The sequence below is a fragment of the Burkholderia sp. YIM B11467 genome (assembly GCF_052952715.1).
In genome coordinates, this window is record NZ_JBQVSQ010000004.1 from 495,255 (window position 1) to 521,347 (window position 26,093).

General features: G+C 63.7%; 28 protein-coding genes. 11 read left to right on the top strand and 17 right to left on the bottom strand.

What is annotated here, in order from left to right; translation table 11 throughout:
• The first annotated feature begins 47 nt into the window (after nt 1-47).
• From ACTRWB_RS17380 to ACTRWB_RS17390, 3 genes are all read left to right on the top strand, one after another.
• Nucleotides 48-641, top strand: a complete 594-nt coding sequence (locus ACTRWB_RS17380) for a sigma-70 family RNA polymerase sigma factor (protein ID WP_446902640.1) — start codon at nt 48-50, stop codon at nt 639-641.
• Nucleotides 638-1,360: an anti-sigma factor gene (locus ACTRWB_RS17385; RefSeq protein ID WP_446902641.1), complete on the top strand. Its 723-nt coding sequence runs from the start codon at nt 638-640 to the stop codon at nt 1,358-1,360. The genes ACTRWB_RS17380 and ACTRWB_RS17385 overlap by 4 nt, the downstream gene beginning before the upstream one ends.
• Before the next feature lie 124 nt (nt 1,361-1,484).
• Nucleotides 1,485-2,069, top strand: a complete 585-nt coding sequence (locus ACTRWB_RS17390) for a fasciclin domain-containing protein (protein WP_446902642.1) — start codon at nt 1,485-1,487, stop codon at nt 2,067-2,069.
• Between the two features lie 116 nt (nt 2,070-2,185).
• On the opposite strand, the gene ACTRWB_RS17395 is transcribed toward ACTRWB_RS17390, so the two are convergent.
• A complete protein-coding gene (locus ACTRWB_RS17395) occupies nt 2,186-2,650 on the bottom strand; it encodes a GNAT family N-acetyltransferase (RefSeq protein WP_446902643.1) in 465 nt (154 codons plus the stop codon).
• Between the two features lie 211 nt (nt 2,651-2,861).
• Nucleotides 2,862-3,209 carry an energy transducer TonB gene (locus ACTRWB_RS17400; protein WP_193102607.1) on the bottom strand — a complete coding sequence of 116 codons (348 nt, stop codon included), beginning with the start codon at nt 3,207-3,209 and terminating at the stop codon, nt 2,862-2,864.
• A gap of 499 nt (nt 3,210-3,708) precedes the next feature.
• Between ACTRWB_RS17400 and ACTRWB_RS17405 the strand changes: the two genes are divergently transcribed.
• Entirely contained in the window at nt 3,709-4,131 is a 423-nt protein-coding gene (locus ACTRWB_RS17405; protein ID WP_446902644.1) for a GNAT family N-acetyltransferase, read from the top strand.
• Nucleotides 4,132-4,166: 35 nt separating this feature from the next.
• The gene (locus ACTRWB_RS17410) at nt 4,167-4,556 is read left to right on the top strand and encodes a hypothetical protein (RefSeq protein WP_446902645.1); all 390 of its coding nucleotides are present in this window, start codon (nt 4,167-4,169) and stop codon (nt 4,554-4,556) included.
• Between the two features lie 119 nt (nt 4,557-4,675).
• Here ACTRWB_RS17410 and ACTRWB_RS17415 read toward each other — a convergent pair whose 3' ends face one another.
• A complete protein-coding gene (locus ACTRWB_RS17415; protein ID WP_446902646.1) occupies nt 4,676-5,002 on the bottom strand; it encodes an EthD family reductase in 327 nt (108 codons plus the stop codon).
• 65 nt (nt 5,003-5,067) lie between these two features.
• On the bottom strand, nt 5,068-5,871 hold the full coding sequence (locus tag ACTRWB_RS17420; protein WP_446902647.1) for a hypothetical protein: 804 nt from the start codon (nt 5,869-5,871) through the stop codon (nt 5,068-5,070).
• A gap of 263 nt (nt 5,872-6,134) precedes the next feature.
• Here ACTRWB_RS17420 and ACTRWB_RS17425 point away from each other — a divergent pair, with 263 nt between their 5' ends.
• Nucleotides 6,135-6,284 (top strand): helix-turn-helix transcriptional regulator, encoded by a 150-nt coding sequence (locus ACTRWB_RS17425; RefSeq protein WP_446902648.1) that lies wholly within the window; start codon nt 6,135-6,137, stop codon nt 6,282-6,284.
• Between the two features lie 454 nt (nt 6,285-6,738).
• On the opposite strand, the gene ACTRWB_RS17430 is transcribed toward ACTRWB_RS17425, so the two are convergent.
• Nucleotides 6,739-7,098 (bottom strand): aegerolysin family protein, encoded by a 360-nt coding sequence (locus tag ACTRWB_RS17430; RefSeq protein ID WP_446902649.1) that lies wholly within the window; start codon nt 7,096-7,098, stop codon nt 6,739-6,741.
• A gap of 715 nt (nt 7,099-7,813) precedes the next feature.
• On the opposite strand from ACTRWB_RS17430, the gene ACTRWB_RS17435 reads away from it, so the two are divergent.
• The gene (locus ACTRWB_RS17435) at nt 7,814-8,548 is read left to right on the top strand and encodes an ABC transporter substrate-binding protein (RefSeq protein WP_446902650.1); all 735 of its coding nucleotides are present in this window, start codon (nt 7,814-7,816) and stop codon (nt 8,546-8,548) included.
• Nucleotides 8,549-8,626: 78 nt separating this feature from the next.
• Here the strand turns inward: ACTRWB_RS17435 and uvrA are convergent, their stop codons facing one another.
• Both uvrA and ACTRWB_RS17445 read right to left on the bottom strand, forming a co-directional pair.
• Nucleotides 8,627-14,530 (bottom strand): excinuclease ABC subunit UvrA, encoded by a 5,904-nt coding sequence (gene uvrA, locus ACTRWB_RS17440; RefSeq protein WP_446902651.1) that lies wholly within the window; start codon nt 14,528-14,530, stop codon nt 8,627-8,629.
• Nucleotides 14,531-14,999: 469 nt separating this feature from the next.
• Entirely contained in the window at nt 15,000-15,158 is a 159-nt protein-coding gene (locus tag ACTRWB_RS17445; RefSeq protein WP_446902652.1) for a hypothetical protein, read from the bottom strand.
• Nucleotides 15,159-15,713: 555 nt separating this feature from the next.
• Between ACTRWB_RS17445 and ACTRWB_RS17450 the strand changes: the two genes are divergently transcribed.
• From ACTRWB_RS17450 to ACTRWB_RS17460, 3 genes are read left to right on the top strand one after another with little or no spacing between them, the layout of a single operon-like run.
• Nucleotides 15,714-16,040 carry a sulfur reduction protein DsrE gene (locus ACTRWB_RS17450; RefSeq protein ID WP_419690504.1) on the top strand — a complete coding sequence of 109 codons (327 nt, stop codon included), beginning with the start codon at nt 15,714-15,716 and terminating at the stop codon, nt 16,038-16,040.
• Between the two features lie 15 nt (nt 16,041-16,055).
• Nucleotides 16,056-16,469, top strand: a complete 414-nt coding sequence (locus tag ACTRWB_RS17455) for a DsrE/DsrF/TusD sulfur relay family protein (RefSeq protein ID WP_193102591.1) — start codon at nt 16,056-16,058, stop codon at nt 16,467-16,469.
• Nucleotides 16,470-16,479: 10 nt separating this feature from the next.
• Nucleotides 16,480-16,860 carry a DsrE family protein gene (locus ACTRWB_RS17460; RefSeq protein ID WP_193102590.1) on the top strand — a complete coding sequence of 127 codons (381 nt, stop codon included), beginning with the start codon at nt 16,480-16,482 and terminating at the stop codon, nt 16,858-16,860.
• A gap of 278 nt (nt 16,861-17,138) precedes the next feature.
• On the opposite strand, the gene ACTRWB_RS17465 is transcribed toward ACTRWB_RS17460, so the two are convergent.
• The 9 genes from ACTRWB_RS17465 to ACTRWB_RS17505 form a co-directional block, all read right to left on the bottom strand.
• Complete coding sequence (locus tag ACTRWB_RS17465; RefSeq protein WP_048248399.1) at nt 17,139-17,459, bottom strand: high-potential iron-sulfur protein; 321 nt, start codon at nt 17,457-17,459, stop codon at nt 17,139-17,141.
• A 286-nt stretch (nt 17,460-17,745) separates the two neighbouring features.
• Nucleotides 17,746-18,087 (bottom strand): cytochrome C oxidase subunit IV family protein, encoded by a 342-nt coding sequence (locus tag ACTRWB_RS17470; protein WP_412026210.1) that lies wholly within the window; start codon nt 18,085-18,087, stop codon nt 17,746-17,748.
• 8 nt (nt 18,088-18,095) lie between these two features.
• Nucleotides 18,096-18,815 carry a heme-copper oxidase subunit III family protein gene (locus tag ACTRWB_RS17475; RefSeq protein WP_446902653.1) on the bottom strand — a complete coding sequence of 240 codons (720 nt, stop codon included), beginning with the start codon at nt 18,813-18,815 and terminating at the stop codon, nt 18,096-18,098.
• The gene (locus tag ACTRWB_RS17480) at nt 18,812-19,423 is read right to left on the bottom strand and encodes a cytochrome c oxidase subunit 3 (RefSeq protein WP_446902654.1); all 612 of its coding nucleotides are present in this window, start codon (nt 19,421-19,423) and stop codon (nt 18,812-18,814) included. The genes ACTRWB_RS17475 and ACTRWB_RS17480 overlap by 4 nt, the downstream gene beginning before the upstream one ends.
• Nucleotides 19,420-21,174 (bottom strand): cytochrome c oxidase subunit I, encoded by a 1,755-nt coding sequence (gene ctaD / locus ACTRWB_RS17485; protein WP_446902655.1) that lies wholly within the window; start codon nt 21,172-21,174, stop codon nt 19,420-19,422. Before ctaD ends, ACTRWB_RS17480 begins: the two co-directional genes overlap by 4 nt.
• A gap of 11 nt (nt 21,175-21,185) precedes the next feature.
• On the bottom strand, nt 21,186-22,334 hold the full coding sequence (locus ACTRWB_RS17490) for a c-type cytochrome (protein ID WP_446902656.1): 1,149 nt from the start codon (nt 22,332-22,334) through the stop codon (nt 21,186-21,188).
• A 339-nt stretch (nt 22,335-22,673) separates the two neighbouring features.
• Nucleotides 22,674-23,186 (bottom strand): hypothetical protein, encoded by a 513-nt coding sequence (locus ACTRWB_RS17495; protein ID WP_446902657.1) that lies wholly within the window; start codon nt 23,184-23,186, stop codon nt 22,674-22,676.
• Between the two features lie 331 nt (nt 23,187-23,517).
• Nucleotides 23,518-24,027 (bottom strand): DUF1269 domain-containing protein, encoded by a 510-nt coding sequence (locus ACTRWB_RS17500; RefSeq protein ID WP_193102585.1) that lies wholly within the window; start codon nt 24,025-24,027, stop codon nt 23,518-23,520.
• A 266-nt stretch (nt 24,028-24,293) separates the two neighbouring features.
• On the bottom strand, nt 24,294-24,509 hold the full coding sequence (locus tag ACTRWB_RS17505) for a DUF3820 family protein (protein ID WP_129518290.1): 216 nt from the start codon (nt 24,507-24,509) through the stop codon (nt 24,294-24,296).
• A gap of 215 nt (nt 24,510-24,724) precedes the next feature.
• Between ACTRWB_RS17505 and ACTRWB_RS17510 the strand changes: the two genes are divergently transcribed.
• The gene (locus tag ACTRWB_RS17510) at nt 24,725-24,913 is read left to right on the top strand and encodes a hypothetical protein (RefSeq protein WP_048248396.1); all 189 of its coding nucleotides are present in this window, start codon (nt 24,725-24,727) and stop codon (nt 24,911-24,913) included.
• Nucleotides 24,914-25,360: 447 nt separating this feature from the next.
• On the opposite strand, the gene ACTRWB_RS17515 is transcribed toward ACTRWB_RS17510, so the two are convergent.
• On the bottom strand, nt 25,361-26,023 hold the full coding sequence (locus tag ACTRWB_RS17515) for an OmpA family protein (protein ID WP_446902766.1): 663 nt from the start codon (nt 26,021-26,023) through the stop codon (nt 25,361-25,363).
• Nucleotides 26,024-26,093 lie beyond the last annotated feature (70 nt).

Genomic DNA, 26,093 nt, shown 5'->3' on the forward strand with positions numbered 1-26,093 from the left:
ATGCCGCCCCAGATTCTTCAAACCACCCGGTGGAGAATTCAGTGCACATGAGAAGCAACCTGGCTTCCGATAGCGAGCGGTCGATCGGCGAATCCGAAAACCACCGGCGTGAAGAGCTCAACCAGCTTCTTCTCGACGCGGGCGCCGGCGATCAAGGCGCGTTCAGCACGCTCTACCGGCGCACCTCCGCGAAACTGTTCGGGGTGTGCGTGACGATGCTGCGAGATCGCGGTGAAGCCGAGGAGGTCTTGCAAGAGGTCTATGTCACGGTCTGGCATCGGGCCGCGACGTTCGATCCGACACTGGCCAGCGCGATCACCTGGCTTGGCGCCATTGCGCGCAATCGGGCGATCGACCGCCTTCGTCGTCACCGCGAAGTACACGTCGATGAGTCGACGATGGAAGAAGCGGTCGACGAACGGCCGTCGCCCGTCACCGCGGCTGAAAACAGCGAGGAACGGCGACGGCTGGAGCACTGCCTGGAAATACTGCCCGCCACGCAGCGTAGCGTGGTGCGAGAGGCATTCTTTGCGGGCGCAACGTATGCGGAGCTGGCGGAGCGCCTTCGTGTTCCGCTCGGTACGTTGAAAAGCTGGATTCGGCGCAGTTTGCTCCAACTCAAAGCGTGTCTCGAACGATGAACACCCCACTCTCCAGCCCGAACGACATCCGTTGTGCCGAATACGTTTTGGGCGTGCTCGACGGGTCGGAGCGCAGGCGGATCGAACAAGCGATGCAGCGCGATCCTCAACTCGCCGCCAGCGTGGCGCGTTGGCAAAACCACCTGCTGCCGCTGAACGACGATATCGTCGGGATCGAGCCGCCGCCGCACGTGTGGGTACGCATCCGGGCCGACCTCGGATTCGCGCCCGCCAATCCACCTCGCCCGCGCGCCGGGTTCTGGAACAACCTGCAGGGCTGGCGCTGGATCGGCATCGGTTCGAGCATCGCGGCGATCGCGCTCGCTGTCCTGTCGGTTCTGCCAATCCGCCCGTCTACCACCGCAGGGCCCACACATGACGTCTACAAGGTCGCAAGCCTCGTACGCGACGGCGGCACCGCCGGCTGGACCGTGACCGTCGATGTGGAGCGCGCGCGCATGGTGATTGTGCCGGCAAGCGATACGCCCGTCGCGGCCGATCGCTCCACCGAACTGTGGCTGATCGCGCCGGGCGGACGACCCGCTTCCCTCGGCCTGATCGCCGCGGATCGGCCAACTGTCGTGCCGATACCGCGCACGGTGCTCGCCTCGCTGAACGCCAGCGCGATACTGGCCGTGTCGCTTGAACCGCGCGGCGGATCGCCGACCGGGCAGCCGACCGGACCGGTGCTGGCGAAGGGTGCCGTCGGCGGCGCATGAACTTGCCTCACGGTTCGCTCATCGCCGCTTGAAATTCGGCAGTCCCGCATGCATCCGTTGCCGCGTTCGTCTCGTATCTTCGGTAGCTTCCAGCCGGAAGCATCGATCTTTCGGGAGAACCCAGATGGAATCCTGCAGAAAATTGAAAATGGTCGGCACGATGCTCACCCTCGCGATCGCGCTGGGCGTCACCACGCAGGCCTCGACGGCGGGTTCGATGTCCATGGACAAAACCGTGGAGGTGGGCGGCGCTGCAATGTATCCGTCGAAGAACATCGTCGAGAACGCGGTGAACTCCAACGACCACACGACGCTGGTCGCGGCCGTGAAGGCCGGCGGGCTGGTCGATACCTTGTCGAGCAAGGGGCCGTTCACGGTCTTCGCACCGACCAACGAGGCATTCGCCGCCTTGCCGCCCGGCACGGTGCAGACGTTATTGAAGCCGGAAAACAAGGCGACGCTGGTCAAGGTGCTCACGTATCACGTCGTACCCGGACGCCTCACCGCACATGACCTGGCCATGGCGGTCGATCAGGGCGGCGGCAAGGCGACGTTGAAGACGGTCGAGGGCGATCCGCTGATCGTCAGCCGCGATGCAAAGGGGTGGGCCATCACCGACGACAAGGGGGATGTCGCGCATGTGACGATCGGCGACGTCATGCAGTCGAATGGTGTGATTCATGTGGTCGACACGGTACTGTTGCCGTGACACTCAGGCTTGGTTCGGGGGCGGATGTGATACGCGGGAAATCTGTTCGTTATCCTGTGTAGTGCTCCGTTCCCGATATCAGTGGTCCTCGATAAGCGATCAATAAACGACGCCCATCAGACAGGTACCCGAAGGATTGGAAAGAGCCTTCCCGGAATGACGGTCGATTCTTTCTCGCCGATTTTTTCTGCACCGAGCGCCAGATAGAATGGCACCGCATTGGGATCAGCTTCGATCACGAAACTCCTGATTCCTCTGGCGGCCGCTTCTTTCCTGAGTTCCGACCATAACGCACGTGCGACACCCTGCCCCATATGATCAGGGTGAACGAATAGCCAGCCGCGAGTAGGTTCATCGGAATCCATCGAGGCCCTGACCCAGAACCCGATGATCCGCTCTTCAGTTTCGGCTACGAAGGCGATTGAATCTTCGATCATCTCGGGCCTAACCGTAAGGTCGGCTTCCCACAGTTCCAGCCATTCTTTGGGGTAGCCCCAGTGCGCCTTCGAAAGGAATGCGAGCTTCGTCAGTTGGTCTGCATCCGAAGGGCGGCCAGCTCGTATCACAAAGTTGCGGTGCATCTCGTCTCCTGTCCAGCGCGTTCCGGTGAGTCACATCCAGGTGAACCGCGATAAGACACCTGCTCACTACCGTTTGGCGCGGCTGGCCGGCAGCCGGCGGTCGTGATCATCGGCAACTGGCCGAACGACGAACTTCGCGCTGGCAGGTTCGGGCCGCTGGCAAAGTCAGGCTCGCTCCCCAAAACGCGCACGCTTCAGTGTAATTCCCCGATTACATCGAGAAATCGAACACTTGTTTCCCCTGTACGCCCCTGCCTCCCTTGGGTGGCTCACAAGTCATATTCTCGATCGACTTGACTGACACGCTGTCCAGATCTTCATACCCACTCGATGCAAATACGCTGGCATCGGCAATCTCACCGCTTGCCTTTACGGTAAAGCCAACCACAACCCGACCTTTGTGACCGCTCTGGCGAGCCGTCGCCGGGTACGAAGGAATGGGGATTTTGCAAGAAAGACCGTACGCCGATACAGTAAGACCGGCATCGTTAGCCTCGACGCCATATGCACCCAGCGTGAACACCATGCCAAACACCGTCAATGCCATCTTCAAATTCACGATCTCAAGCTCCTCAACGGTTTCTTCGAAGGTGCTTATGGTAAGCGGCAATCATTCAACGGACCAATGCTCGCCAAGAGTGTTGGTCACCTAGGGCCGGTCGTCTCCGGCAACTGGCCAAACGATGAACTTCGCACAGGCAGGTTCGGGCCACTGGTAAACTCGGGCAGCTAAAGCAACCTTCCGGGTCTCATGAGCACCCAACCCACCTCTGTACCTGCATGCAGCAGTACCTGCGGCTCTCCTGACAAGGCTTCAGGCTAGAAGCTACGCCGACTCATTCAACGAACACCTGTTTCCCGAACCGAACATGCACGGTACAAAACTAACGGTAGCGCCGCTGCCGCACCAGTTTTCTGAACCAGCGTTAGTTTTGCTTGATTCTGCGTTCAAGCAAGACCCTACACTTGCCTAGTGCCTGTTCGCCGAAAATCGGGGATTCGACGAACGCCGAACAAATTATCTGAGAAGCTATTTGAGGTATCACCACGATGTACTCATGCCTGCTTTGGGCGCGTGGCGAAACGACGACCTCGTCGCCGTGAGCTACGTTGCGCCGGCCTCTTGCGCCGAATCGCCCGGCAGGCTCGCCGAGCTAGGACACCAGATTGCGAGCGGTTGTGGTGAATTATCGTTGGGAAGAATCGATTTGCTTCGTGAGCGTCCCCCCTCGAAATCCCCTGATGCGAATTCAAGCCGGATCGAGTTCATCGGTGTATCCCCGATGCTGCAAGGCGAAGGGATCGGGTCGACACTCCTGAATGCAACGTTGGCACATCTTCGCGACACCGAACCGTCCGGGACGATTTCCCTGGAAACTGCGGAGCCGCGCAATATTCCGTTTTACGAACGTCATGGATTTGCGGTCAAGGAACGCATCGAACATCCGGGACTGACGCAATACCGCCTATCGACCAACTAGTCGCGCCCCCCGCCGGCTCGGTATGGAACCCCGCTATGCAATTGCTGGAGAACACGTTGACTGATCTCGTTACACTGCAAGCCCCCATCGACTACGAAATCGCGAATTCGTTGATCATTGCGACGCCGGAAACGTGGCGGGCAGCGGAGATGGTCGTCACGCGCACGGTAGAACACGACCGCCTCGAGATATCGATCACGAACCCCGACGGGATGAAAGACGTCGTCCTCCCGACGGAGGAGATCATTTCCGCTCTTTGGCGATTGGTTGGCTTGCATCACGGGCAGAGCCAGATCTGGGTGAAAGCCGTGTACTCCGTGGCTATGATCGAAGCCGATCAATGGCGCTACTCCGTGTCCTTCGAGTACGCAAAGCAAGCTGACCTGGCAGGTGACACCGGGGCAGAACATCAGGGACACTGGTAGACACTCCCGCCGTCACATGGGCACCCAACCCACCGACGTACCTGCAAACGTCACTCCCACGAATTTCTTCTCGCCCACGCCATACGCGGATGCGGTGCTAGGCGATATCCGAACCTTGGTCAGACTTCCGAACGCTCCACTACCACCTCACTGATTTGCAGCACGGGTTGTATATCCGTGTAATTAGCGATGTCGGCCATGATCTCCTGCGCGTGCGGGGCGCGGGCTGCTTGAAAAGCTTCGACAGAAGTGCAGACGAAGTCGCACTTGGCCACGTAGACAGGGTCAGTGCCCGGAGCACCGCCTGCGATGCCCTTGTCCACCGTGTAGTACAGACATGCGGCGCCGAGCAGCTGTTTCATCATTGGCATATGCCTCTCGCGGTAGTAAGCATGATCGAATCGCGCGCCTGCGGCGTACGGGTACATGACACTGACTTTGATCATCGGGTTCTCCTGTAGCTGCACGGTAATCGAGGCGGCGCCGACGATCTGCTTTCCGTCGACTTCGGTCAGGGCTTCACATCCCCTTGCCTGGAGCCCAGGGTCGCAGCAATGCGACCTTGTGCAGCGACAAGTTGGTCATCCGTGGTCGCCACCAGCCACAGACGTGTCTGCTCCTCGATCTGGCGGTTGTGGTCCTTCAACGGGCCCATCGTGGCAGCGGCCTTCCAGACCACTGGGGCGATTCGGCTTTTCCTGCCCGACGGCGCGCCGACCAGCAGGCAGTAAGGTCCCAGCGGAAGCGATACGAACGGCAGTGCCGGACTGGCGCGCACGCGCCAGTCGATGAAGGGCGTGTCGCCGATAAGCAGCGGCATGGGCAAGCCGTGGAGCACACTGAAGTCGTACAGCGCCAGTTGCTCCCGCATGCCGACGTAAATACGCCGGATATCGGCGACAACCGCTGCGCGGATCTCGTCATCGAACATCGGCTCCTGCGCGTAGCGAGCCAATGCCTCTCGAGCCTCCCGTTGATATGCGCTGCACAGGCCGATCTCCACGCAATCCTGGACTGCGCGCTGAACATCCGCTACAGAACCGGCTTCCTCTGGCTTACCCAACTGAGCTGCCCGCAAAAACCGGGCGAGTCCTGCGTCGTGGATCGCAGGACGATCCGCGGATGCATCGTCTTCAGCGCCGTTGCCAAGGGGCACATAGACATATTCCTCCGCTGCGAAATGCGATTTCTTGCCGTCATCGAACTTGATTTCGCCATCAACATAGTCCAGATAGCGAGTCCCGATTCGACCATGCTCCCAAACCCAATTTTTCAGGAGCGGACGGAGTGGATGCAGCCTGTCTTGATCGGTCATTGAATCCTCCAAGCTGCCCAGTATAGTTCCAAGTTGTCGATTGTTCCGTGGAGGACACGGCGATCGATCAAATCAATGGGGCGGCCCTTTTCAATCTGTGAAGCTGAGCCCTGCGAGCTCGGCTCGTTCTCTCGCCACAAAGCCACGCAGGATGCGCACACCTGGGCAGCAACCGCCGGCATCACGCTGGAAACTGGCTTGACGCAGCTCGTGCGCTCAATGCCTGCTGATCGAGAAGGAACATTCCGAGTATGACGGGAGCGATGAAACCAACCTACCTAGATATCAGGTCGGTTTCCGCCGCAATCTCACCGTCGCCCGCAATGATTCACAAGCTAGTGCGCGAGGAGCAATTCCCGAAACCACGCGCGCTTTCTGGTCGACGCGTTGGATGGCTCACGCGCGAAATCTAGCGTAGGCCGAAGCGAGAATCGTGTCGGAATTTTGCCCCTGCCAACTGCCAGACCGGCCGTCGAAGGGCAAGAATCGATGAGGGTCAGGAACTACTCAAGCACTGCAAGCATCTGCACCCAATTCCACCGGCACAGATGCTTCAGCGCAGGATGGCCGACTGAATAATCGAGATGCCGGACACTCAATTTTCGTTCATTATTCTGTTCAGATTGGAATTGAAATCTTCAACGGTTAAGCTCGCGTACATAAAATTATTGAACAAGACATCAAATGGATTTCGCACCTTATCACCGAGGACCGCGCTCATATCGATGGCCGCCTCCAATGTGTTAAACAAATTCTGCAATTCAGGAGTCAGGTCACTGTATTTTTGAGACATAATAATCCATCCTTTTAACAAGAATCACACGCTCGCATCCCGGCATCCGGATCAACGCAAGCAACTCGAACACATCAAGCCTCATTAATGTAGTAATCAACAGTGGCATTACGATCATTACTTCCGTCATGGCCAACTTTGAATCCATCCGCATCACATTCGATCGAATAATGACTTTCAGCAGAAAACGGATCCACCCAATTGACGTAGACGTTGGACGTCGATTGATCGAAAAATTGATACCGAAGATTGCCCTGCGTGCCAGTGTCGTAGCTATCCGACTCGCTCTCCCATTGCCCGACATCACCAGGGAGGATTTGATCGGGAGGTGAGGTCACCCACTGACCGATCTCCAACTGAACCGATGATTTATCCAGCGTCAATACAAATTTCGTGTTGTTGGTAAACTTCGCGGTCACGCTACGTGCAGCCATTTCAGTCACTCCTCGCTCAAAGTAGCACTACCAACCCACCACACCTTTACGCACTCAAATTGCATTGCAACAATACTATTTTAAAAAAATAGGACAAAAAATTGCGCCAAGAAAGCTGTCATTCTTGACAGCCCAAATAAGTCAGAAATGCGACCATGCCTTTCGCCGTAGCCCCCCAAGTGCGACCCATCGAGACATTGGCCCGCACTGGGGCACCGGGTGCGACAGCGACTCAACCGTTCGCGCAGCACCTTTAGCTCCCCAATGGGAACTGCTCTTGCGTACGTTCAAAAGCTGCTGCCAGCAAGACGCCGAGAGCGCGCCTGGCGCAAGGGATTGCGAGTCGAGTACCGCCAATTCTTCCAGCTTCGAACTCGGTTTTGCCAACCAATGCCGACGTTGGTTATCGCATCCGTGCCGGTTGTAAACGACTCCGACGCCGCGAAGCATATGCCCGAGAATTGCTTCACCGATTTCGAACGGACTGCACGGCGAAGGTCATGGGGTGACCAATGCGTAACGGGAAGGCGAGGCCGCGTGTGTGCACGCCTCATTTCACTGTAGGGCATATGATTGCAGCAGTACCTGCGTACCAGCCCTGACGAGAGCCAAAGCTCCTGCGCGATCATGCGTGCCCGGATAGCGTGGTGACGCACTATGGAGCAAGCACGCACCGCAACCCCTGACCGTCAATCTGCCACCCAACGAGCCCCCCATGCCCCTCGCCCCCACCATCCTCTCCGCCTTCACCCCCACCGGCAAGCTGCGTGCGTCGATCAATCTCGGCAACCCGATCCTCGCGAACCGCGACCCGGCAACGGGCGAACCGTTCGGCGTGTCGATCGACCTGGCGCGCGCGTTCGCGGAACGCCTGTCGGCCGAGCTGGAACTCGTCGTGTTCGACGGGGCCGCGAAATCGGTGCAGGCGCTGACCGAGGAGCGCGCCGATTTCGGCTTCTTCGCGGTCGACCCGCTGCGCGGCGAAACGGTCGCGTTCACCGCGCCATATGTGCTGATCGAGGGGTTCTATCTCGTGCGCGACGCGTCGCCGATCCGCACGAACGAGGACGTCGACCAGCCGCACAACCGCGTGACCGTCGGCAAGGGCAGCGCATACGACCTGTTCCTCACCCGCGAACTGAAAGCCGCGCAGATCGTGCGCGCACCGACATCGCAGGCCGTCGTGCAGACGTTCGTCGAACAGCAACTGGAAGTCGCGGCCGGCGTGAAGCAGCAGCTCGAAGCCGACGCCGCGAAGACGACCGGCCTGCGTCTGCTCGACGAGCGGTTCATGGTGATCAGGCAGGCGATGGGCGTGCCGAAGAGCCGTGGCGAGGCCGCTGCGGCGGTACTGACTGAATTCGTCGAGGAAATGAAAGCGTCCGGCTTCGTCGCGGATTCGCTTCGGCGGCATGGCATCACCGGCGCATCCGTCGCGCCGGCAACCTGACCACAAAACCGCATGACGCAATAAAAACGGCCCCGGCGTCTGACCAGACACCGGGGCCGCTCATTCGAAGCGCCGTATTCAACCGACTCGCGCTTCTCCCTCGCGTTCGGCCTCACCTTCATCCGCACCCGTGCGCGCCAGCACCGGCTTGAGCGCCTGCCCCGTGTGGCTCGCGCTCACCCGCACGAGCGCTTCCGGCGGCGCCGCCGCGACGATCGTGCCGCCGCCTACGCCACCCTCCGGCCCGAGATCGATGATCCAGTCGGCTTCCGCGATCACGTCGAGATCGTGTTCGATCACGACGACGCTATGCCCCGCATCGACGAGCCGGTGCAGCACGCGGATCAGCTTCGCGACGTCGGCCATGTGCAGGCCGACCGTCGGTTCGTCGAGCACGTACAGCGTGTGCGGCGCCTTCTGGCCTCGCCGCGTGATGTCGTCGCGCACCTTCGTCAGCTCGGTGACGAGCTTGATGCGCTGCGCCTCGCCGCCTGACAACGTCGGCGATGGCTGGCCGAGCGTCAGATAGCCAAGCCCGACATCCTTCATCAGCTGCAGCGGATGCGCGATGTTCGAGATCGGCGCGAAAAACTCCACCGCCTCGTCGATCTCCATCGTCAGCACGTCGCCGATGTTCCGGCCGCGCCACGTAACGGCGAGCGTCTCCGGGTTGAAGCGCTGCCCATGACACACGTCGCACGGCACCTTCACGTCGGGCAGGAAGCTCATGCCGATCGTGCGCACGCCTTGCCCTTCGCACGCGGGGCACCGCCCGTCGCCGGTATTGAACGAGAAACGCGACGCCGTATAACCGCGCGCACGCGCCTCCAGCGTGTCGGCGAACAGCTTGCGGATCGTGTCCCACAGCCCGATATAGGTGGCCGGGCACGAACGCGGGGTCTTGCCGATCGGCGTCTGATCGACTTCGAGCACGCGATCGATCTGCTCCCAGCCGCTCAACGACTCGCAGCCCTGCCATGCATGCGTGACGTTCAGCGACGGCCGCGGCGCACTGCGCGCGAGCACGCTCGAGCGGCGGTTCGCCGCCGGCGCGTCCTGCTGCACGGCCTTGCGTGCGCGCCGCGTGGCCGGTGACGACAGCACGGAGCGACCGACCGCGTCGAGCAGGTTCGTCATCAGCACGTCGCGCGCGAGCGTCGACTTGCCCGAGCCGCTGACACCCGTCACCGCGACGAGCCGCGCGAGCGGAATGCCGACCGTGACGTCGCGCAGGTTGTGCAGCCTTGCGCCGTGCACGGTCAGCCACGCGTCCGGCACCGCGGCGCCGCCCTTCTTGCCCGGCAGGCTCACGGCACGGCGCGGCTGCAGCGGATGCGTCATCGGCTGCGCGAGCAGGCGCCCCGTCACCGAATCGGACTGCGCGGCCAGATCCGCGACCGCGCCCTGCGCGACCAGCGCGCCGCCGCGCTTGCCTGCGCCCGGGCCGATGTCGATGATGTGATCGGCGCGGCGGATCGTGTCCTCGTCATGCTCGACGACGACGAGCGTATTGCCCTTGTCGCCGAGCTTGCGCAGCGCGTCCAGCAGGATCTGGTTGTCGCGCGGATGCAGGCCGATCGTCGGTTCGTCGAGCACGTAGCAGACACCCTGCAGGTTGCTGCCGAGCTGCGCGGCGAGCCGGATGCGCTGCGCTTCGCCGCCCGACAGGCTCGGCGCCGCGCGATCGAGGCTCAGGTAGCCGAGCCCAACCTCCTCGAGAAACGCGAGGCGGCTGCCGATCTCGCTGACGATGTCGCGCGCGATCTGCGCGTCGCGCCCGGTGAGTTCCAGCGCGTCGATCCAGCGGCGCGTGTCCGACACCGTCCACTGCGCGACCTCGACGATCGGATGCGCGTCGAACGTGACCGCGCGCGCGGACGGGTTCAGCCGCGTGCCGTTGCAATCCGGGCACGGCTCGTTGCCGACGCCTTCCGGCTCCTGCTCGTCCGACGGCAGCGTCTGTTCGCGGCCGCGGCCGTCCTCGGCGAGCAACGTGTCGTCGTACGCCGCGCGCTGTTCGCGCGTGAGCGTGACGCCGGTGCCGACGCAGGTCGTGCACCAGCCGTGCTTGCTGTTGTACGAGAACATCCGCGGGTCCAGCTCCGGGTAGCTCGTGCCGCACACCGGGCATGCGCGCTTGACCGACAGCACCTTGACCGCGCCGACACGCGCGGTCGAATGATCGTTCTGCATCGCATCGTGCAGCCCGTCGAGCGGCGCGAGCAGGTGCATCACGCCCTTGCCGAGTTCGAGCGTCTCGTCGAGCACGCGCCGCAACTCGGCCTCGTTGTCCGGCGACACGACGATATCGGCCACCGGCAGCTCGATCGTGTGCTCGCGGAAGCGGTCGAGCTTCGGCCACGGGTCGACCGTCACGAACTCGCCGTCGACGCGCAGATGCGTGCTGCCGCGCGCCTTCGCCCATTTCGCGAGATCCGTATACACGCCCTTACGGTTGACGACGAGCGGCGCGAGCAGCCCGACGTGTTCGCCGCGATGGTCGCGCAGCAACTGCGCGGCGATCGATTCGACCGATTGCGACGTGACCGGCGTGCCGTCGTGGATGCAATGCTGCAGGCCGAGCTTCACATACAGCAGCCGCAGGAAGTGCCAGACTTCGGACGTGGTCGCGACCGTGCTCTTGCGGCCGCCGCGCGACAGCCGCTGCTCGATCGCGACGGTCGGCGGAATGCCGTACACCGCGTCGACTTCGGGCCGCCCGGCCGGCTGCACGATCGAGCGCGCATACGCGTTCAGCGATTCGAGGTAGCGGCGCTGGCCTTCGTGGAACAGGATGTCGAACGCGAGCGTCGACTTGCCGGAACCCGACACGCCGGTGATCACGTTGAACTTGCCGTGCGGGATGTCGACGTCGAGCGCCTTCAGGTTGTGCTCGCGCGCGTTGACGATCCGCACGACGTCCTCGCCTTCGATCGCGCGCCGCTCGCGTGCGGCGTTCAGCACGGTCTGCAGCGGCACGCCTTCGTCGGCGAACGGGGCGTCGGCATCCATCGCGCGGTCGTACTGCAGCAGTGCGGCACCCGTATGCGATTCGGCGCAGGCCTTCACGTCGTCGGGCGTACCCGCGCACAGCACGAGGCCACCGCCGTCGCCGCCTTCCGGGCCGAGATCGATCAGCCAGTCGGCCGCGCGGATCACGTCGAGGTTGTGCTCGATCACGATCAGCGAATGGCCGGCCGCGAGCAGCTTGCCGAACGCCTGCATCAGCTTCGCGATGTCGTCGAAGTGCAGCCCGGTGGTCGGCTCGTCGAACATGAACAACTTCACACGCGCGACGCGCGCTTCTTCCGTGACGACCCGGCGCCCGTTGACGGCCGCCGCGGATTCGGCGAGGAAGCCGGCCAGCTTCAGGCGCTGCGCCTCGCCGCCCGACAGCGTCGGCACCGGCTGGCCGAGCTTCACGTATTCGAGTCCGACGTCGACGATCGGCTGCAGCACGCGCAGCACCTCGGCGTCGGTCGCGAAGAACGCGGCCGCTTCGCTGACGGTCAGGTCGAGCACGTCGGCGATGTTCAGCGCGCGGTCGTTGCGCTCGATGCGCACTTCGAGAATCTCGGCGCGGTAGCGGCTGCCGTCGCAGTCCGGGCAGCGCAGATAGACGTCGCTCAGGAACTGCATCTCGATGTGTTCGAAGCCCGAGCCGCCGCAGGTCGGGCAGCGGCCGTCGCCCGAGTTGAAGCTGAACGTGCCGGCGCCGTAGCCGCGTTGCAGCGCGAGCGGCGCCTTCGCGAACAGCTTGCGGATTTCGTCGAACGCGCCGACATAGCTTGCCGGGTTCGAACGCGTGGTCTTGCCGATCGGCGACTGGTCGACGAACACGACGTCGCCGACCTGGTCGGCGCCCGTGAGGTTGCGGTACGCGCCTGGCGATTCGGTCGCCTTGCCGTGGTGCCGCGCCATCGCCGGATAAAGCACGTCCTGCAACAGCGTGGATTTGCCGGAACCCGACACGCCGGTCACGCAGACGAGCCGCTGCAGCGGAATCTCGACCGTCACGTCGCGCAGGTTGTGTTCGCTCGCGCCGTCGAGCACGACGCGCGGCGTGTGCGCGTCGACCGGCCGGCGCGCCCAGTTCGACGCGTGCGCGACATGCTTGCGGCCGCCGAGATACTCGCCGGTCAGCGTATGCGCGGAACGGATGTCGCCCGGCGTGCCGTCGTAGACGATCGTGCCGCCGCGCTCGCCCGGGCCCGGCCCCATGTCGATCAGCCGGTCGGCCGCGAGCATCACCGACGGATCGTGCTCGACGACCACCAGCGTATTGCCCGCATCGCGCAGCCGCTGCATCGCCTCGACGATCCGTGTGAGATCGCGCGGATGCAGCCCGATGCTCGGTTCGTCGAGCACGAACAGGGTTTTGGTGAGCGACGTGCCAAGTGCCGTCGTCAGGTTGATCCGCTGCACCTCGCCGCCCGACAGCGTGCGGCTCTGCCGGTCGAGCGTCAGGTAGCCGAGCCCCACGTCGCACAGGTATTTCAGGCGCGTGCGCACTTCGGCGAGCAGCAGCTTCAGCGCATCGTCGAGCAGCGCGCTCGGCAGGCTGACTTCGTCGAAGAAGCGGCGGATGCGCTCGATCGGCAGCAGCATCAGGTCGTGCACGGTCAGGCCCGGCAGCGCTTCGAGCTGCGCGCGGCTCCAGTCGACGCCGCGCGGCATGAAGCGACCGGCCGGCGCGAGCACGCCGTCGGCGTTCGCCTTCGAGCCGAGCCGCCATTGCAGCGATTCCGTCTTCAGGCGCGCGCCGCCGCACACGTCGCACGGCGTGTAGCTGCGGTATTTCGACAGCAGCACGCGGATATGCATCTTGTACGCCTTCGATTCGAGATAACCGAAGAAGCGCTTCACGCCGTACCACTGGCTCTGCCACTTGCCGTTCCAGTCCGGCGAGCCGTTGACGACCCAGTCGCGCTCGGCGTCCGTCAGCTCGGCCCACGGCACGTCGCGCCGGATGTCGGCCTTCGCCGCGTAGCGCATCAGGTCGTCCTGGCACTCCTTCCATGCGGGCGTCTGCATCGGCTTGATCGCGCCGCCGCGCAGCGTCTTGCGCGCGTCGGGGATCACGAGGCCGAGATCGACGCCGATCACGCGGCCGAAGCCGCGGCACGTTTCGCACGCGCCGTAGGCCGAGTTGAACGAGAACATCGCCGCTTGCGGCTCCGCGTAGCGCAGGTCGCTGTCGGGATCATGGAGCCCGGTGGAGAAGCGCCACACCTGCGGCTCGGCGGCCGCGCCGCCGGCGGTTTCCGGCTCCGGCGCGAGCACGTACACGTTCGCGCGCCCGCCGCCGCGCTTCAGCGACGCCTCGATCGCCTCGACGACGCGCACCTTGTCGGCCTGCTGCACGCGGAAGCGGTCGGCCACCACGTCGAGCACCTTGCGCGGCCCGGTGGGCGACGCGACTTCGCGCCGCGCCTGCACGCGTGTGTAGCCGCTCGCCGACAGCCACTGCGTGATTTCGTCGTCGGACGCGGTTTCCGGCAGCTCGACCGGGAACGTGACGACGACGCGCGGATCGTCCGCCTGCGTGCGCGCGACGAGTTCCGCGTAGATCGTCTCCGGCGTGTCGTGGCGCACCTGCTGTGCGGTCTTGCGGTCGAACAGTTCGGCCGCGCGTGCGTACAGCAGCTTCAGGTGGTCGTTCAGCTCGGTCATCGTGCCGACCGTCGAGCGCGAGCTGCGGACCGGGTTGGTCTGGTCGATCGCGATCGCGGGCGGCACGCCGTCGACGCGCTCGACCTGCGGCCGGTCCATCCGGTCGAGGAACTGCCGCGCGTACGCGCTGAAGGTTTCGACATAGCGCCGCTGGCCTTCCGCGTACAGCGTGTCGAACACCAGACTCGACTTGCCGGAGCCCGACGGGCCGGTGACCACCGTCATTTCGCCGGTGCGCAGGTCGAGATCGATATTCTTGAGGTTGTGCTGACGTGCTCCGCGAATGCGGATCAGATTGCTGGATGACAATTTGCCTGCCCGTCTGAGTGAGTTAGCCAGAGTTCACGGTGCCGGAACGCTGCGGCGGATACCCGCAGGCGCGGCGCACGGGCCGCGGGGTTGCACCGGTGCGGCTCGATTTCGACGGACACTATACTGTATATTCATACAGTTTTCCATGACGACCCTGAAGCCGTCATGGGCAGGCGGCTGGCGTGTCGAGATTCGCGTAACGCCGAACTCGGCGCAGCGCCCACTGGCGGCCGAAAGTCATCAGGCGCAGGCGTTGCAACCAAAGCCATCGAGCACGGGGCTGGGCCTGCGACAGGAAGCGACGCGGACGTCAGGTCATCCGACTCGATCGACCCTCTCCAGCCATTCGCTCGCGCGCCGTGATGGGCATTCGAACGTCGGTTCGCCCCGGACACCGGACCAGCGCTGCGCCTGGTCCGCCGCTTTTGCCCCACTCGGGGGCGCTGACGCGCGCTCCGTACTTGGGTCAGGGCGGATTGCCGCCACCGTCCTGCGGATACCCACGGCCACCGCACGGCTCAGCATGAGCCGACCGTGCGGAGAGGATCGCATAGGTGCCGACGGTGCCGCCAACCACGGTCAGTAGGGCAACGGCAAGCAGGAAACCCTTCATCAGGTGTTTCATGGTTTCTCCCCGGGGAGGCAGGCATATTCGCCCTAAGTCTAGTTCGCCTGATGACCGGGACAAGTACCCTCTGCGACTGGCTGGTCTGAGGCGAAGAGCGAGCATACCGACGTTGCAGTGTGCATGACCACGCAGGCCGATAGTCTGTCCGTGGACTTTACCCGACGAAGGCCTGCTTCGCTTTTCGAAGCGCTATTCACGCTTCGGGATGCTAAAAGACCGTTCGGGGTCGGCTACGGCCGACCGCGTGGGTCAGAGGCCGGCCAGGAAGAGACGTTCGCGCCTGCCGGGGAATGTCCGCTCCGCGGCCCGCATCGGCCGTAACACTCCGGAGAAGCTGCCTGCTTGTGCCGTGCTTCAACAACGGCAGACCACACGCATAAGCGTTCCCGCGCCATGACACGCAGTTACTTGGACTATCTGTCCGTTCTGCTATACCCAATTCATGAGCTGTGCGCGGCCCACGCGCCGCACGGCGAGTCGGTGCCCGTTTCGACGGACGCGACACCGGGGCAACCCATCGGTGGGAACCGCTTTTTTGGGCCGGAGGCCAACATGGCAAATTACCTGTTCGTAGAATCGCGCGATCCATATGGTGCCGGGGATACTCAGCGTGTCGAGGAGCTTGTCAGGGGCATACGCCAGAGGGGCAACACGGTCACAGTGTTCCTGGTTCAGAACGGCGTCCTTTCCACTCGTCCGGGGGCAAAATTCAGCGAGCGATATGCGGATCTGACGCGCAGCGGCATCACCGTCCTTGCCGATGAATTCTCCCTGCGCGAACGGGCGATCGGACGGCTGGCGGAAGGTGTCCAGAAGGCGGACATCGGACAACTCGTGGATCTTCTCTTTGTGGCGGGAACCAAGGCCATTTGGCATTGAATTAAGGAGAACGTGATGGCTACCGGTATGAAATTGACCCTGGCACTGATGGATCCCCCGTATGAGAAGGCAGCGAGCACGACGGCGCTGCGCATTGTGGATGCGGCCCTGCAACGAGGGCACGACGTAACGGTGTTCGCCTACGAAGGTGCAGTCAATCTGACCATGAAGGCGCAAGCCCCACATGCCAATCCAGTCAAGGGCACATCCGTGGAGGAGGAGGATCACCCGACAACCAGGGACTGGGTGGCAGCCTTGTTTCAACTCGCTGCCCAGCAGGGTGCCAAGCTCGATTGGATCAACTGCGGCCTGTGTGTGGACGAACGCGGCGCAGGCGACTGGATTGAGGGTCCCCGCCGAGGCAGCCCGAAGGATTTTCTCGACGCCTCGATTCAAAGCAACGCTGTGCTGGTAATCCCGACGAAATAGGAGCCGCGCCATGAAAATCCTGAGCATTGTTGAGACAGCGTACCGGGCTACCCTGGAAGAACAGGATGACACCATCCTGTGGCTAAACCATGTGCTGAAAAACGCCGGTGCGGACATCAGCCTGCTGCTGTGCGGGAGCGCCGTGAACTATGCAGCGCGCGGGCAGGATGCCACCGGCCTCGCCTTCGGCGCGCGCCGACAGGTCCATCCGCCGGCGCTCGATAAGGATCTGGACAAAATGATCGGCGTCGGCGTTACCGTGTATGCGGTCACCGAGGACATGCACGACTGTGGACTGGCACAGGACGATGTCATCGGCGGCCTGACGCCGCTCGCGCGTGCCGAGATCCCCGCCCTGTTCGACCGCTTCGATCAGGTCTGGCACTGGTAACGGCTCAAGGCTGCACAGCATTCTGCTGACCCGACGGAATGCTTTCGTTTCGCTCGCAACCGTTGCGGCATGCCGTCAGCACGGCACTCCGGCCATACGCAACGGTCGCTGAGCGGAGAGTTGCAGTGATCCGTGAACAAGCTTCCGGAAACTCGTTGCGCTCCAACCTTCACCGCTTCAGCGTTGTCTGCGCATCGACAGCTGGCGACGCGCTGCACGCGCAAGACTTCCGCCCGCCGGGCATCACGAATCCCGGCGGTCAGGTCGCCCCTACCTTGCTACGCCTTTTTCGCATAAGCGCTGCACCAGCCTTTCGCATTGACCTGCTTGCCGCCGAAAATGGCGCACGGCGCCATCGCGGCACCGGTCTTGCCCTGAAAGAACTGGCAATTCGCGCAGGCCTCGCCCGCCTGAAATGTCGGGAACTTCGCATGGTCGACCCGGCTTCCATCCGTCTTGTAGCCAAGGGCCTGGGCGTTTGCATCGGTTTCCTGCACGGCACCGGCCCCGGCATCTGCCGCCGCAGCGCGGCGTCCAAAGGCCAGCGCGGATGCCAGAACGGTGGTGGCAGCAATAAAACGTCTGCGTGAAAACTTCATGGCGTCCTCCTCCATGTTTGTGTGACCGGATGTCCGCGAAGCGTCGCCCGATAGTTCGTCAGGCCCGAACCAGACGGGTTCGGGCACGTGAAGCATGTCCGCCATGGCGTGCACGACGCAGACCGGCAGCATCATCATGCCGGCCGTTGCAACACGCCCGTGTTCCGGTGATTTCAAACCTGGCCGCCTCCGATGCCATGACGCCACCCGGCCCGTAACCGCGGCACATCACCCTATCCATCGCGATGCGACACATTCGTCGCCCCCGAACCGCCCGGCGAAGCAATCATCTAAAGAACAGTTCCCGCATGCCGAGTGTGTGATGCGCTTCGGCAGCCATCAGCACCATGAGCACCAGCAGGCACAGCGGCGGCATCAGGATCGCGTACACCAGCGCCAGCCGCTCCCACATCATGTGCATGAAGATCGACACGATCAGCCCGGCCTTGGCGATCATGAGCACGACGATCAGCCCCCAGCGCGCCAGGCCCTGCACGCGGAAGTAATCGACCAGGTACGACATCGTGCTCAACACGAACAGCAGGCCCCAGATCTTCAGGTAGAGGCCGATCGGATGCTGCTGGCCGTGCGCGGCGTCGGGTCGATCGACGGGATCGGTGTGATCCATGGCTTGCCTCACCACAAATAGAACAGCGCGAAGATGAACACCCACACCAGGTCGACGAAGTGCCAGTACAGACCGGCAATCTCGACGATCTGGAAGTTGCCGTGCGCGTCGAACCCCGGCCGCCGGATCCTGCGTGCGACCAGCAGCAGGTAGATCACGCCGCAGGTCACGTGAAAACCGTGGAACCCGGTGATCGTGAAAAAGCACGCGCCGAACTGCGCCGCGCCCAGCGGGTTGCCCCAGGGCCGGATCCCTTCGTGGACGATCAGCTTGGTCCATTCGAGCGCCTGCATCGACACGAAGGACGCCCCCAGCAGCGCGGTCGCGAGCAACAGCGCGCTGGCGCGCCGGGCGTTGCGCCGGTAGCCGAAATTGACCGCCATCGCCATGGTGCCGCTGCTGGTGATCAGGATGAACGTCATGATGGCGATCAGCAGCAACGGCACATCCAGGCCGCCCACCGTGAGCCCGAACACCTTCGACGTGTCGGGCCACGGCGCCGTGGTCGAGATGCGCACCGTCATGTAGCCGATCAGGAAGCTGCTGAACACGAAGGTGTCCGACAGCAGGAAGATCCACATCATCGCCTTGCCCCACGGCACCTTGAAGGCTTCGCGATCGGCCGACCAGTCCGTGACGATGCCGCGCCAGCCGTCAGGCCCGGTGTCGGGCGGCGCGGGGGTAGCCGGTTCGCCCGCCGATTCGCCAGGAAGCGTGGGCGAGGTCATGGCGCGGCTCCATACAGCGGCCCGCAGATGGCGGCGACGAATCCGGGGGTGATCCACCACATCGCCGCCAGCAGCACGAGCCAGACCGCCAGCAGAAAATGCCAGTAGAGGGCGCAGAGCGCGATCGCGCGCTGAACCCGGAACGGATCCGTGCGCCGCAGCCGCGCGATCGTCATGACCCAGGCCACCAGCCCGCCCAGCACATGCAACCCGTGCAGGCCGGTCAGCAGGTACAGGAAGCTGTCGGAAGGATTGACGGTGACGGTCTGCCCGGCCGCGGACAGCATGCGCCACGCGGTCAGTTGCCCGATCACGAACAGGGCCGCCAGCACCCCGCCGGCGACCAGCCACGCCGCGCGGTGCGGGCTCATCCGTCGGGCACGCTGCATGGCGATGCCGGCCAGCGCCAGCGCGGCGGTGTTCCACCACAGCAGCGCCGGATGCGGGATCGGTTGCCAGTCGGGTTCACGCATGCGCATGCCATAGGCGAGCAGCAGCAGCGAAAACAAGGTCGTGGCCACCGCCATGAAGACGATCAGGCCCGTGCGACCCGCATTCGGCAACACCGGTCGCGGGTCGGGAACGAAGGGGCGCGGCAGCGTGGTCATTCGTGTGCCTCACCGGAGTGAAGCGTCGGCCGGGCCGGCTCGGGCGCCGTCGCGGGCGGCTGGTTTTGCGGGACGAAGTCCTGCTCCTGCCCCGGCGGACTGTATTCGTATGCCCAGCGGTAGACGACGGGCTGCTCGGTGCCCCAGTTGCCGTGCACCGGCGGCGTTTGCGGCGTCTGCCATTCGAGCGTGGTGGCCCGCCACGGATTGCCGTCGGCACGCTTGCCGCGCACGAGACTCCACGCCAGATTGAACAGGAACAGCAACTGCGCCGCCGCCACGATCAGTGCAACGACGGTGATGAAGGTGTTGAGCGTCTGCGCCGATTGCGGAATGAAGCTGTAGCCCTGATACGCGTAATACCGTCGCGGCATGCCGAGGATGCCGAGATAGTGCATCGGGAAGTAGATCGCATAGGTGCCGACGAAGGTGATCCAGAAGTGCGCGCGCCCGAGCGTGTCGTCGAGCATGCGGCCGGTCACCTTCGGATACCAGTGGTAGAGGCCGCCGAACACCACCAGGATCGGCGACACGGCCATCACCATATGGAAGTGCGCGACCACGAAGTACGTATTCGACAGCGGAATGTCCACGCTCACGTTGCCGAGGTAGAGCCCGGTCAGCCCGCCGAGCACGAAGGTGCTGATGAAGCCGATGGCGAACAGCATCGGCACGGTCAGGTGGATATCGCCGCGCCACAGCGTCAGCACCCAGTTGTAGACCTTGAGCGCGGTCGGGACGGCAATGATCAGCGTCGTGGTCGCGAAGAAAAAGCCGAAGTACGGATTCATGCCGGCGATGAACATGTGGTGCGCCCAGACCACGAAGCTCAGCGCGCCGATGATCACGATCGCCCACACCATCATCCGGTATCCGAAGATGCTCTTGCGCGCGTGCGTGCTGATGAGGTCCGACGCAATGCCGAACGCCGGCAGCGCGACGATGTAGACCTCCGGATGCCCGAAGAACCAGAACAGGTGCTGGAACAGCAGCGGGCTGCCGCCGGCATGCTTGAGCGTCTGCCCCATCGACACCACGGCCGGTATGAAGAAACTGGTGCCGAGCGTCCTGTCGAGCAGCATCATCACCGCCGACACGAACAGCGCCGGAAACGCCAGCAGCGCCAAGATGGTCGCGATGAAGATGCCCCACACGGTGAGCGGCATGCGCATCAGCGTCATGCCGCGCGTGCGTGCCTGCAGCGTGGTGGTGACGTAGTTCAGGCCGCCCATCGTCGCCGCGACGATGAAGATCGCCAGCGACACCAGCATCAGCACGATGCCCCACTCCACGCCCGGCGTGCCCGGCAGGATCGCCTGCGGCGGATACAGCGTCCAGCCCGCGCCGGTCGGCCCGCCCGGCACGAAGAAGCTCGCCACCAGCACCAGCACGGCCAGCAGATAGACCCAGTAGCTCAGCATGTTGAGAAACGGGAACACCATGTCGCGCGCGCCGAGCATCAGCGGGATCAGGTAGTTGCCGAAGCCGCCCAGAAACAGCGCCGTCAGCAGGTAGATCACCATGATCATCCCGTGCATGGTGACGAACTGGTAGTAGTGGCTGGCGTCGATGAAAGCGAACTTGCCCGGAAAACCGAGCTGCAACCGCATCAGGTCCGACAACACCAGGCCGACCAGGCCGATGGCGATGGCCGTCAGCGCGTACTGCACGGCGATGACCTTGTGGTCCTGGCTCCAGACATAGCGGGTCCAGAAACCGTGCTGGGCGTGGTCGGTGTGTGCGTACGGCATGGCTGGCTCCGCTACGGCTGGGCAGCGGTGCTGGCAGCCGGCCCGCCCTGCGCCTTGATATAGGCAACCAGCGCGGACAGTTCCTGCTCGCTCAGGTCGAAGTGCGGCATGATCGGCGAGTAGCCCTTCACGACGCGGGCCGTCGGGTCGCGGATGAACGCGCGCAGATAAGCGTCGTCCACCTTCGCGGTACTGCCGTCGGCCATCGTTTCGGTCTTGCCGTACAGGCCCTGCCAGGTGGGGCCCACGCGCGGGCTGCCGTCCACGGTATGGCAGGCGACGCAGCCCTTGGCCGCCGCGAGCGCCTTGCCCTGTTCGGCAAGCGCCTGCGCGCTGCCGCCGGCGGCGGCGGGGGCGGCCTCCACGCGGGCCTGCTGCCGCTGCTCGAACGTGCTTTGCCGCGCCAGCCAGCGCGAGAACGACGCTTCGTCTTCCACCACCACCACGCCGCGCATGTTCGAATGCCCGATGCCGCAGAGCTGCGCGCACAGGATGTCGTAACGCCCTGCCCGGGTCGGCGTGAACCAGAAGGTGGTGACCATGCCGGGCACCATGTTCATGCGCGCACGGAACGGCGGGACGTAGAAGTCGTGCAGCACGTCGCGCGAGCGCGTCAGGACCTGGATCGGCCGGTTGAGCGGCAGGTGCACCTCGGGCGCCTCGATCAGGTAGTTGTCCCGACCATTCGGGTCGGCAGGGTTGAGGCCGAAGGGGTTGTCGTTGCTGATGTAGCGCACGTCCGACGTGCCCAGCTTGCCGCCGGGGCCGGCAAAACGGAAGCGCCATTGCCATTGCTGGCCGAGCACCTCCATCTGCATCACCTTGGGCGGCGGCCGTACGTAGTCCGCGTAGACAAAGAGCCCCGGTGCCAGCAACGCTGCCACGCCGACCGAGGTCAGGCCGATCAGCCACCATTCCAGCCGCCGGTTGTGCGGCTCGTAAGCAGCACGATGCCCGCTGCGGTGGCGGTAGCGCACCAGTGCGACCACAATGAACAGGTTGATCGCGATGAAGAGCGCGCCGGTGATGACGAGCGTGATCGTCAGCATGTCGTCCATGCGCACCCAGTTCGACGCGATCGGCGTGATCCACCAGGGACTGGCAAAGTGAAACCCCACCGCCAATACGATGATCAGGGTCAGGGCAATCGCAAGCGCCATTCGCCGCCTCGCTGCGTGTCACTCGTCGGAGCCGCCAACAACGTTCCTGGCGTCGTTGTGCCGCCATGTCGTACGTCGTATTGATTTCGCCGGCAGTCTGCCAGGACCGATTCGCCAAGCGGTTCAAGCGGGCTCTAAAGCAAAGGTAGTCCTCTCCTCCGCATCGTGCAAGGCAGCGCAACGGGGACGCGCGCCCCATGGGCGCACCGCGCGAATGGAGGCGTCGCTTGCCGCGATGCCATGCAGAACGGCGCCTCCGGCATGGGTTGTCGAGGCGGCTGTCTCACGAGGGCGCCGGGTGTTCCGGGGTCTGTTCGCGCGGCGGGAAAACACGGCGTGTCAGCGCATCGCGTCCTGCTTGCGCCGCTCGAGCATGCCGTAGGTGACGGCGGTGACCACACCGAACAGCAGGTTTGCCAACAAGGGTCCGGAACCTCGCTCCGAGACGAACCATGGGAACACGGCTGTCATCACATAGAAGTTCCACACATACGCGACGATCCCGAAGGCCAGCCCGATGGCAGCCTCCATGCGCACACTCGAATCGAAGCGGAACGGCGCAATGATCACGGCGAGAATCATCCCCATGATGGCGCCGAGCACGTAGTGCAGTATCAGCGCCGTCCCCACGATGCCGACGCTGAAGACCGACATCTGTTCGAGCGCACTGCGACCCAACACCATCGCCGCGATCTTGTGGGTCGGTTGCCACGGGCTTTCGTCGAGCACCATGGTCGACCAGAAGAATTCGAGCACGATCACCAGGGCGCCACCCGCAAGACCGGCCACGGCAGCGGCGAGCCAGTCGGGCGTCCGCCGTTGCCAATGGTGTGATTGAATGTTCAGTTCCATACGACCTCCTTGCGGACAGTTCAGCTTCGGCATTCAGGTTAGGAGGGCGCCACGTGCGTCACAAGTACGTCCCTTCTGCGATTCAGAATGGCAGATATGGGTGCCAATGCAAGGTGCAAAAACCCTGCGCTCTGTATGGCTCCACGGCGTTCTGCATGCGTTCCGGCGAGGGGGCCGGCGGGTGTCGGTGCGACATGGAACGGCGGTGCCGGGGCAACGGGCGTCCCCGGCAATTCTCCTGCGCGGACGGATGCCGATTTCACTCCGGCCTGAATCCGGCATGCGCAATGCAGAGCCAGCCTCAGGTGTCGTGTATCGCGGTTTTCGAGTGTCAGGGGAAGATCGGTGTCGTAGGCTCGGCGCCTTCCAGATCCGCCTTCGGAAAATGCTGGGCGACCATCTCTTCGATTTCCTGCTCTCGCGATCCCGGTACGTCGGCCATGATCAGAATCTGGCCTTCCCGGATGGCTTCGCGAAATCGCTGGAGTCGCACGTTCGGCTCGGCGATGCCGATCATCGCGGCCGTCCATGCCCCGAAGCCCGCTCCGGCCAGCGTCAATGCGACGACGGCGCCGCCCGCGATCACGAGCTCGGCGGGCGGGAACACCAGCGCGACCAGGCCGATCAGCGCGCCCGTCGCACCGCCGAGCGCCACGCCGCGCTCGAGCGCGTGCACGACATCGCTGCTTTGCAGCAACGATGCTTCGGGCAACTGATCGAGTGTGACGCTGTGATCAGCGAGCACGTGGATATGGCGCCAGATGATGCGTGCGCGCAGCAAATCGTCGACGATCGCTTTCGCCATCTGCGTATCGGGGACGAGGAAATAAAGGCGTCTCATGTTGGCACCCCTTTTCTGCCATCAACTCACCCGCAAGGGAGTATTTTGTATTCTAGGTCAGCAACGGCGACGCGGTAATTGTGCAAATACGCGTGGTGGCGCCGTATGGCCGATTCGTTTCGTGCGGCAATGAGCGCTATGCGCGTCCCCGCGTGTCGGGCAGGTGCCAAGAACAACGTCGTGTGCGAATCTCCGGACCAAACGGCAACGACGACCGATGCGATGTGGGCGACGTAACGCGCAGCGTCAAGCGCCGCCGATATGCTCTATCCGCGTTTGCGGAGCGGCTCCAGCAAACCTCTCAGGCCGTTGTGATCGATTTCGTGCATCAGCGCGAGCTGTCGGCCGATTTCACCGCGCGGGAATCCCTCACGGGCCAGCCAGTTGAGGTAGTTCCCGGGCAGGTCGGCAATGAGTCGGCCCTTGTATTTTCCGAAGGGCATGGTGACGGTGACGAGGGTTTCGAGGTCTGGGGCTTGCATGCGCGTATTGTGCACGGCTTTCCGCCCCCACTACAGGCAGACAGATCGGGGCCGATCGAAGATCGTGAAACCGCGTCGTCACGCGATGCCGGATCGATGGACCGCTCCGGGTCGACGGCCATCCGTGACGTCCGGCGGATCGGACGCAGCGGATCGCCCGCCCCTCCTCCGGCCTGCTAGACTGAAACTTCCCCCTGCAAACCATGGAGGGAATCATGATGTCCATCTACGTCGTGAAGACCGGCGAGCAGTTCCTCTGTACCGCCGAGGACGGTGACATCGGTATGGCACCGGCGGTTGAAGATGCCACGTCCTTTTGTTCGTATGAAGAAGCGGAAGAAGCAGCCCACGCGCACGCCGACCCAGGGTATGAAATCGTGGCCGTCTGCGTGATCAGACACTGACGTGGCGTCCGCTGTCGGGCGCTCGACTTGTCCGCCCATGCGTGATGTCGGCCCCGTCGCGGCCAGTCGGTCATTGCAGTCCTGCCGATGCGGCCGCGCTGACACCCGCCTGGCGCGGCAATGCGATGGCGGGCGCCGATGGGCCCACGACGCATGAGTGTCGGGCAGGAACGATCCGCAAACGTGACGAGCGCCGTCGGAACATCGACGGCGCTCGTCCGTTCGGATTGCCGTTTCGCGGTTGAGGCGACGCGCGTGAACGCCACCCCGTCCAGTGACGGACCTTCACGGACTTCCCGCTGTCACGCATGATAACGAGCGGGCGTGCCACACGGGCCCGGCGCGTCCGGACCCGTTCCCTCCCGCGCCACGTTGTTTTGGTCTCCCCAACGCAGGGTCGTCGCATGCCGGCCGCCGTTGACGATGTCGCTGGCGGCCGCCTGTCCGTTAATTCTGAAGTAAAATCTCCACGCGTCGATTGCTCGCTCGCCCTTCCGCGGTATCGTTCGAGCCCACCGGATCGGCTTCTCCCCTGCCGGTCGCCGTGACGGAATCCGCCTTCAGGCCATGTTCGCGCAAGTACGACGCGACCGACTCGGCTCGGCGCCGCGACAGCACGAGATTGTGCGCCTCCGAACCGACGGCATCGGTATAACCCGTCACCGTGGCACGCGAGAAACGCCGGTCCGCCTGACGACTCAGCAATGCGTCGAGTGCCGCCTGAGCCTTGGGCGTCAACGTTGCGGAGTCGGTCGCAAAGTACGCATCGCCGGTCAAACTGATCTTTTCAACGGCGGCCGGCGCTGCCGCGGCGGGCTCCGGAGCCGGCGCGGGCGCCGCGCCGCACTGGAACTCGAGCGACCGCGGGTCGGCGCCTTCGCGCAATGGCGCCGCGGAATCGACGACGCGGACCGCCTCCTTGTCGCACACGCGTGTTGCCACCTTCATGCAGGTCTTTTCGCTCGACAGGATGCCGTGACAGTCGACGCGGAACGTCCGGATACCGTTTCTCGGTTGCAGCTCATACGCGTTGAAGGTCGGCCCGGACGCGCTCGAGCATGCGGCGAGGGACGCCACGGACACAAGCAAGGCAAGAGAGTATTTGTTCACTGGATAACTCCGGAAAATCGATTCGAAATCGCGCATGCGGCGCGGCAGCGCGGCCGCATGCGGATGCGTT

What these genes read in the sequence shown, in the direction of transcription:
- ACTRWB_RS17380 (WP_446902640.1), top strand. Translation starts at nt 48, where the DNA reads ATGAGAAGCAACCTGGCTTCCGATAGCGAGCGGTCGATCGGCGAATCC.
- ACTRWB_RS17385 (WP_446902641.1), top strand. Translation starts at nt 638, where the DNA reads ATGAACACCCCACTCTCCAGCCCGAACGACATCCGTTGTGCCGAATAC.
- ACTRWB_RS17390 (WP_446902642.1), top strand. Translation starts at nt 1,485, where the DNA reads ATGGAATCCTGCAGAAAATTGAAAATGGTCGGCACGATGCTCACCCTC.
- ACTRWB_RS17395 (WP_446902643.1), bottom strand. Translation starts at nt 2,650, where the DNA reads ATGCACCGCAACTTTGTGATACGAGCTGGCCGCCCTTCGGATGCAGAC.
- ACTRWB_RS17405 (WP_446902644.1), top strand. Translation starts at nt 3,709, where the DNA reads ATGCCTGCTTTGGGCGCGTGGCGAAACGACGACCTCGTCGCCGTGAGC.
- ACTRWB_RS17410 (WP_446902645.1), top strand. Translation starts at nt 4,167, where the DNA reads ATGCAATTGCTGGAGAACACGTTGACTGATCTCGTTACACTGCAAGCC.
- ACTRWB_RS17415 (WP_446902646.1), bottom strand. Translation starts at nt 5,002, where the DNA reads ATGATCAAAGTCAGTGTCATGTACCCGTACGCCGCAGGCGCGCGATTC.
- ACTRWB_RS17420 (WP_446902647.1), bottom strand. Translation starts at nt 5,871, where the DNA reads ATGACCGATCAAGACAGGCTGCATCCACTCCGTCCGCTCCTGAAAAAT.
- ACTRWB_RS17425 (WP_446902648.1), top strand. Translation starts at nt 6,135, where the DNA reads ATGAAACCAACCTACCTAGATATCAGGTCGGTTTCCGCCGCAATCTCA.
- ACTRWB_RS17430 (WP_446902649.1), bottom strand. Translation starts at nt 7,098, where the DNA reads ATGGCTGCACGTAGCGTGACCGCGAAGTTTACCAACAACACGAAATTT.
- ACTRWB_RS17435 (WP_446902650.1), top strand. Translation starts at nt 7,814, where the DNA reads ATGCCCCTCGCCCCCACCATCCTCTCCGCCTTCACCCCCACCGGCAAG.
- ACTRWB_RS17445 (WP_446902652.1), bottom strand. Translation starts at nt 15,158, where the DNA reads ATGAAACACCTGATGAAGGGTTTCCTGCTTGCCGTTGCCCTACTGACC.
- ACTRWB_RS17450 (WP_419690504.1), top strand. Translation starts at nt 15,714, where the DNA reads ATGGCAAATTACCTGTTCGTAGAATCGCGCGATCCATATGGTGCCGGG.
- ACTRWB_RS17455 (WP_193102591.1), top strand. Translation starts at nt 16,056, where the DNA reads ATGGCTACCGGTATGAAATTGACCCTGGCACTGATGGATCCCCCGTAT.
- ACTRWB_RS17460 (WP_193102590.1), top strand. Translation starts at nt 16,480, where the DNA reads ATGAAAATCCTGAGCATTGTTGAGACAGCGTACCGGGCTACCCTGGAA.
- ACTRWB_RS17465 (WP_048248399.1), bottom strand. Translation starts at nt 17,459, where the DNA reads ATGAAGTTTTCACGCAGACGTTTTATTGCTGCCACCACCGTTCTGGCA.
- ACTRWB_RS17470 (WP_412026210.1), bottom strand. Translation starts at nt 18,087, where the DNA reads ATGGATCACACCGATCCCGTCGATCGACCCGACGCCGCGCACGGCCAG.
- ACTRWB_RS17475 (WP_446902653.1), bottom strand. Translation starts at nt 18,815, where the DNA reads ATGACCTCGCCCACGCTTCCTGGCGAATCGGCGGGCGAACCGGCTACC.
- ACTRWB_RS17480 (WP_446902654.1), bottom strand. Translation starts at nt 19,423, where the DNA reads ATGACCACGCTGCCGCGCCCCTTCGTTCCCGACCCGCGACCGGTGTTG.
- ctaD (WP_446902655.1), bottom strand. Translation starts at nt 21,174, where the DNA reads ATGCCGTACGCACACACCGACCACGCCCAGCACGGTTTCTGGACCCGC.
- ACTRWB_RS17490 (WP_446902656.1), bottom strand. Translation starts at nt 22,334, where the DNA reads ATGGCGCTTGCGATTGCCCTGACCCTGATCATCGTATTGGCGGTGGGG.
- ACTRWB_RS17495 (WP_446902657.1), bottom strand. Translation starts at nt 23,186, where the DNA reads ATGGAACTGAACATTCAATCACACCATTGGCAACGGCGGACGCCCGAC.
- ACTRWB_RS17500 (WP_193102585.1), bottom strand. Translation starts at nt 24,027, where the DNA reads ATGAGACGCCTTTATTTCCTCGTCCCCGATACGCAGATGGCGAAAGCG.
- ACTRWB_RS17505 (WP_129518290.1), bottom strand. Translation starts at nt 24,509, where the DNA reads ATGCAAGCCCCAGACCTCGAAACCCTCGTCACCGTCACCATGCCCTTC.
- ACTRWB_RS17510 (WP_048248396.1), top strand. Translation starts at nt 24,725, where the DNA reads ATGATGTCCATCTACGTCGTGAAGACCGGCGAGCAGTTCCTCTGTACC.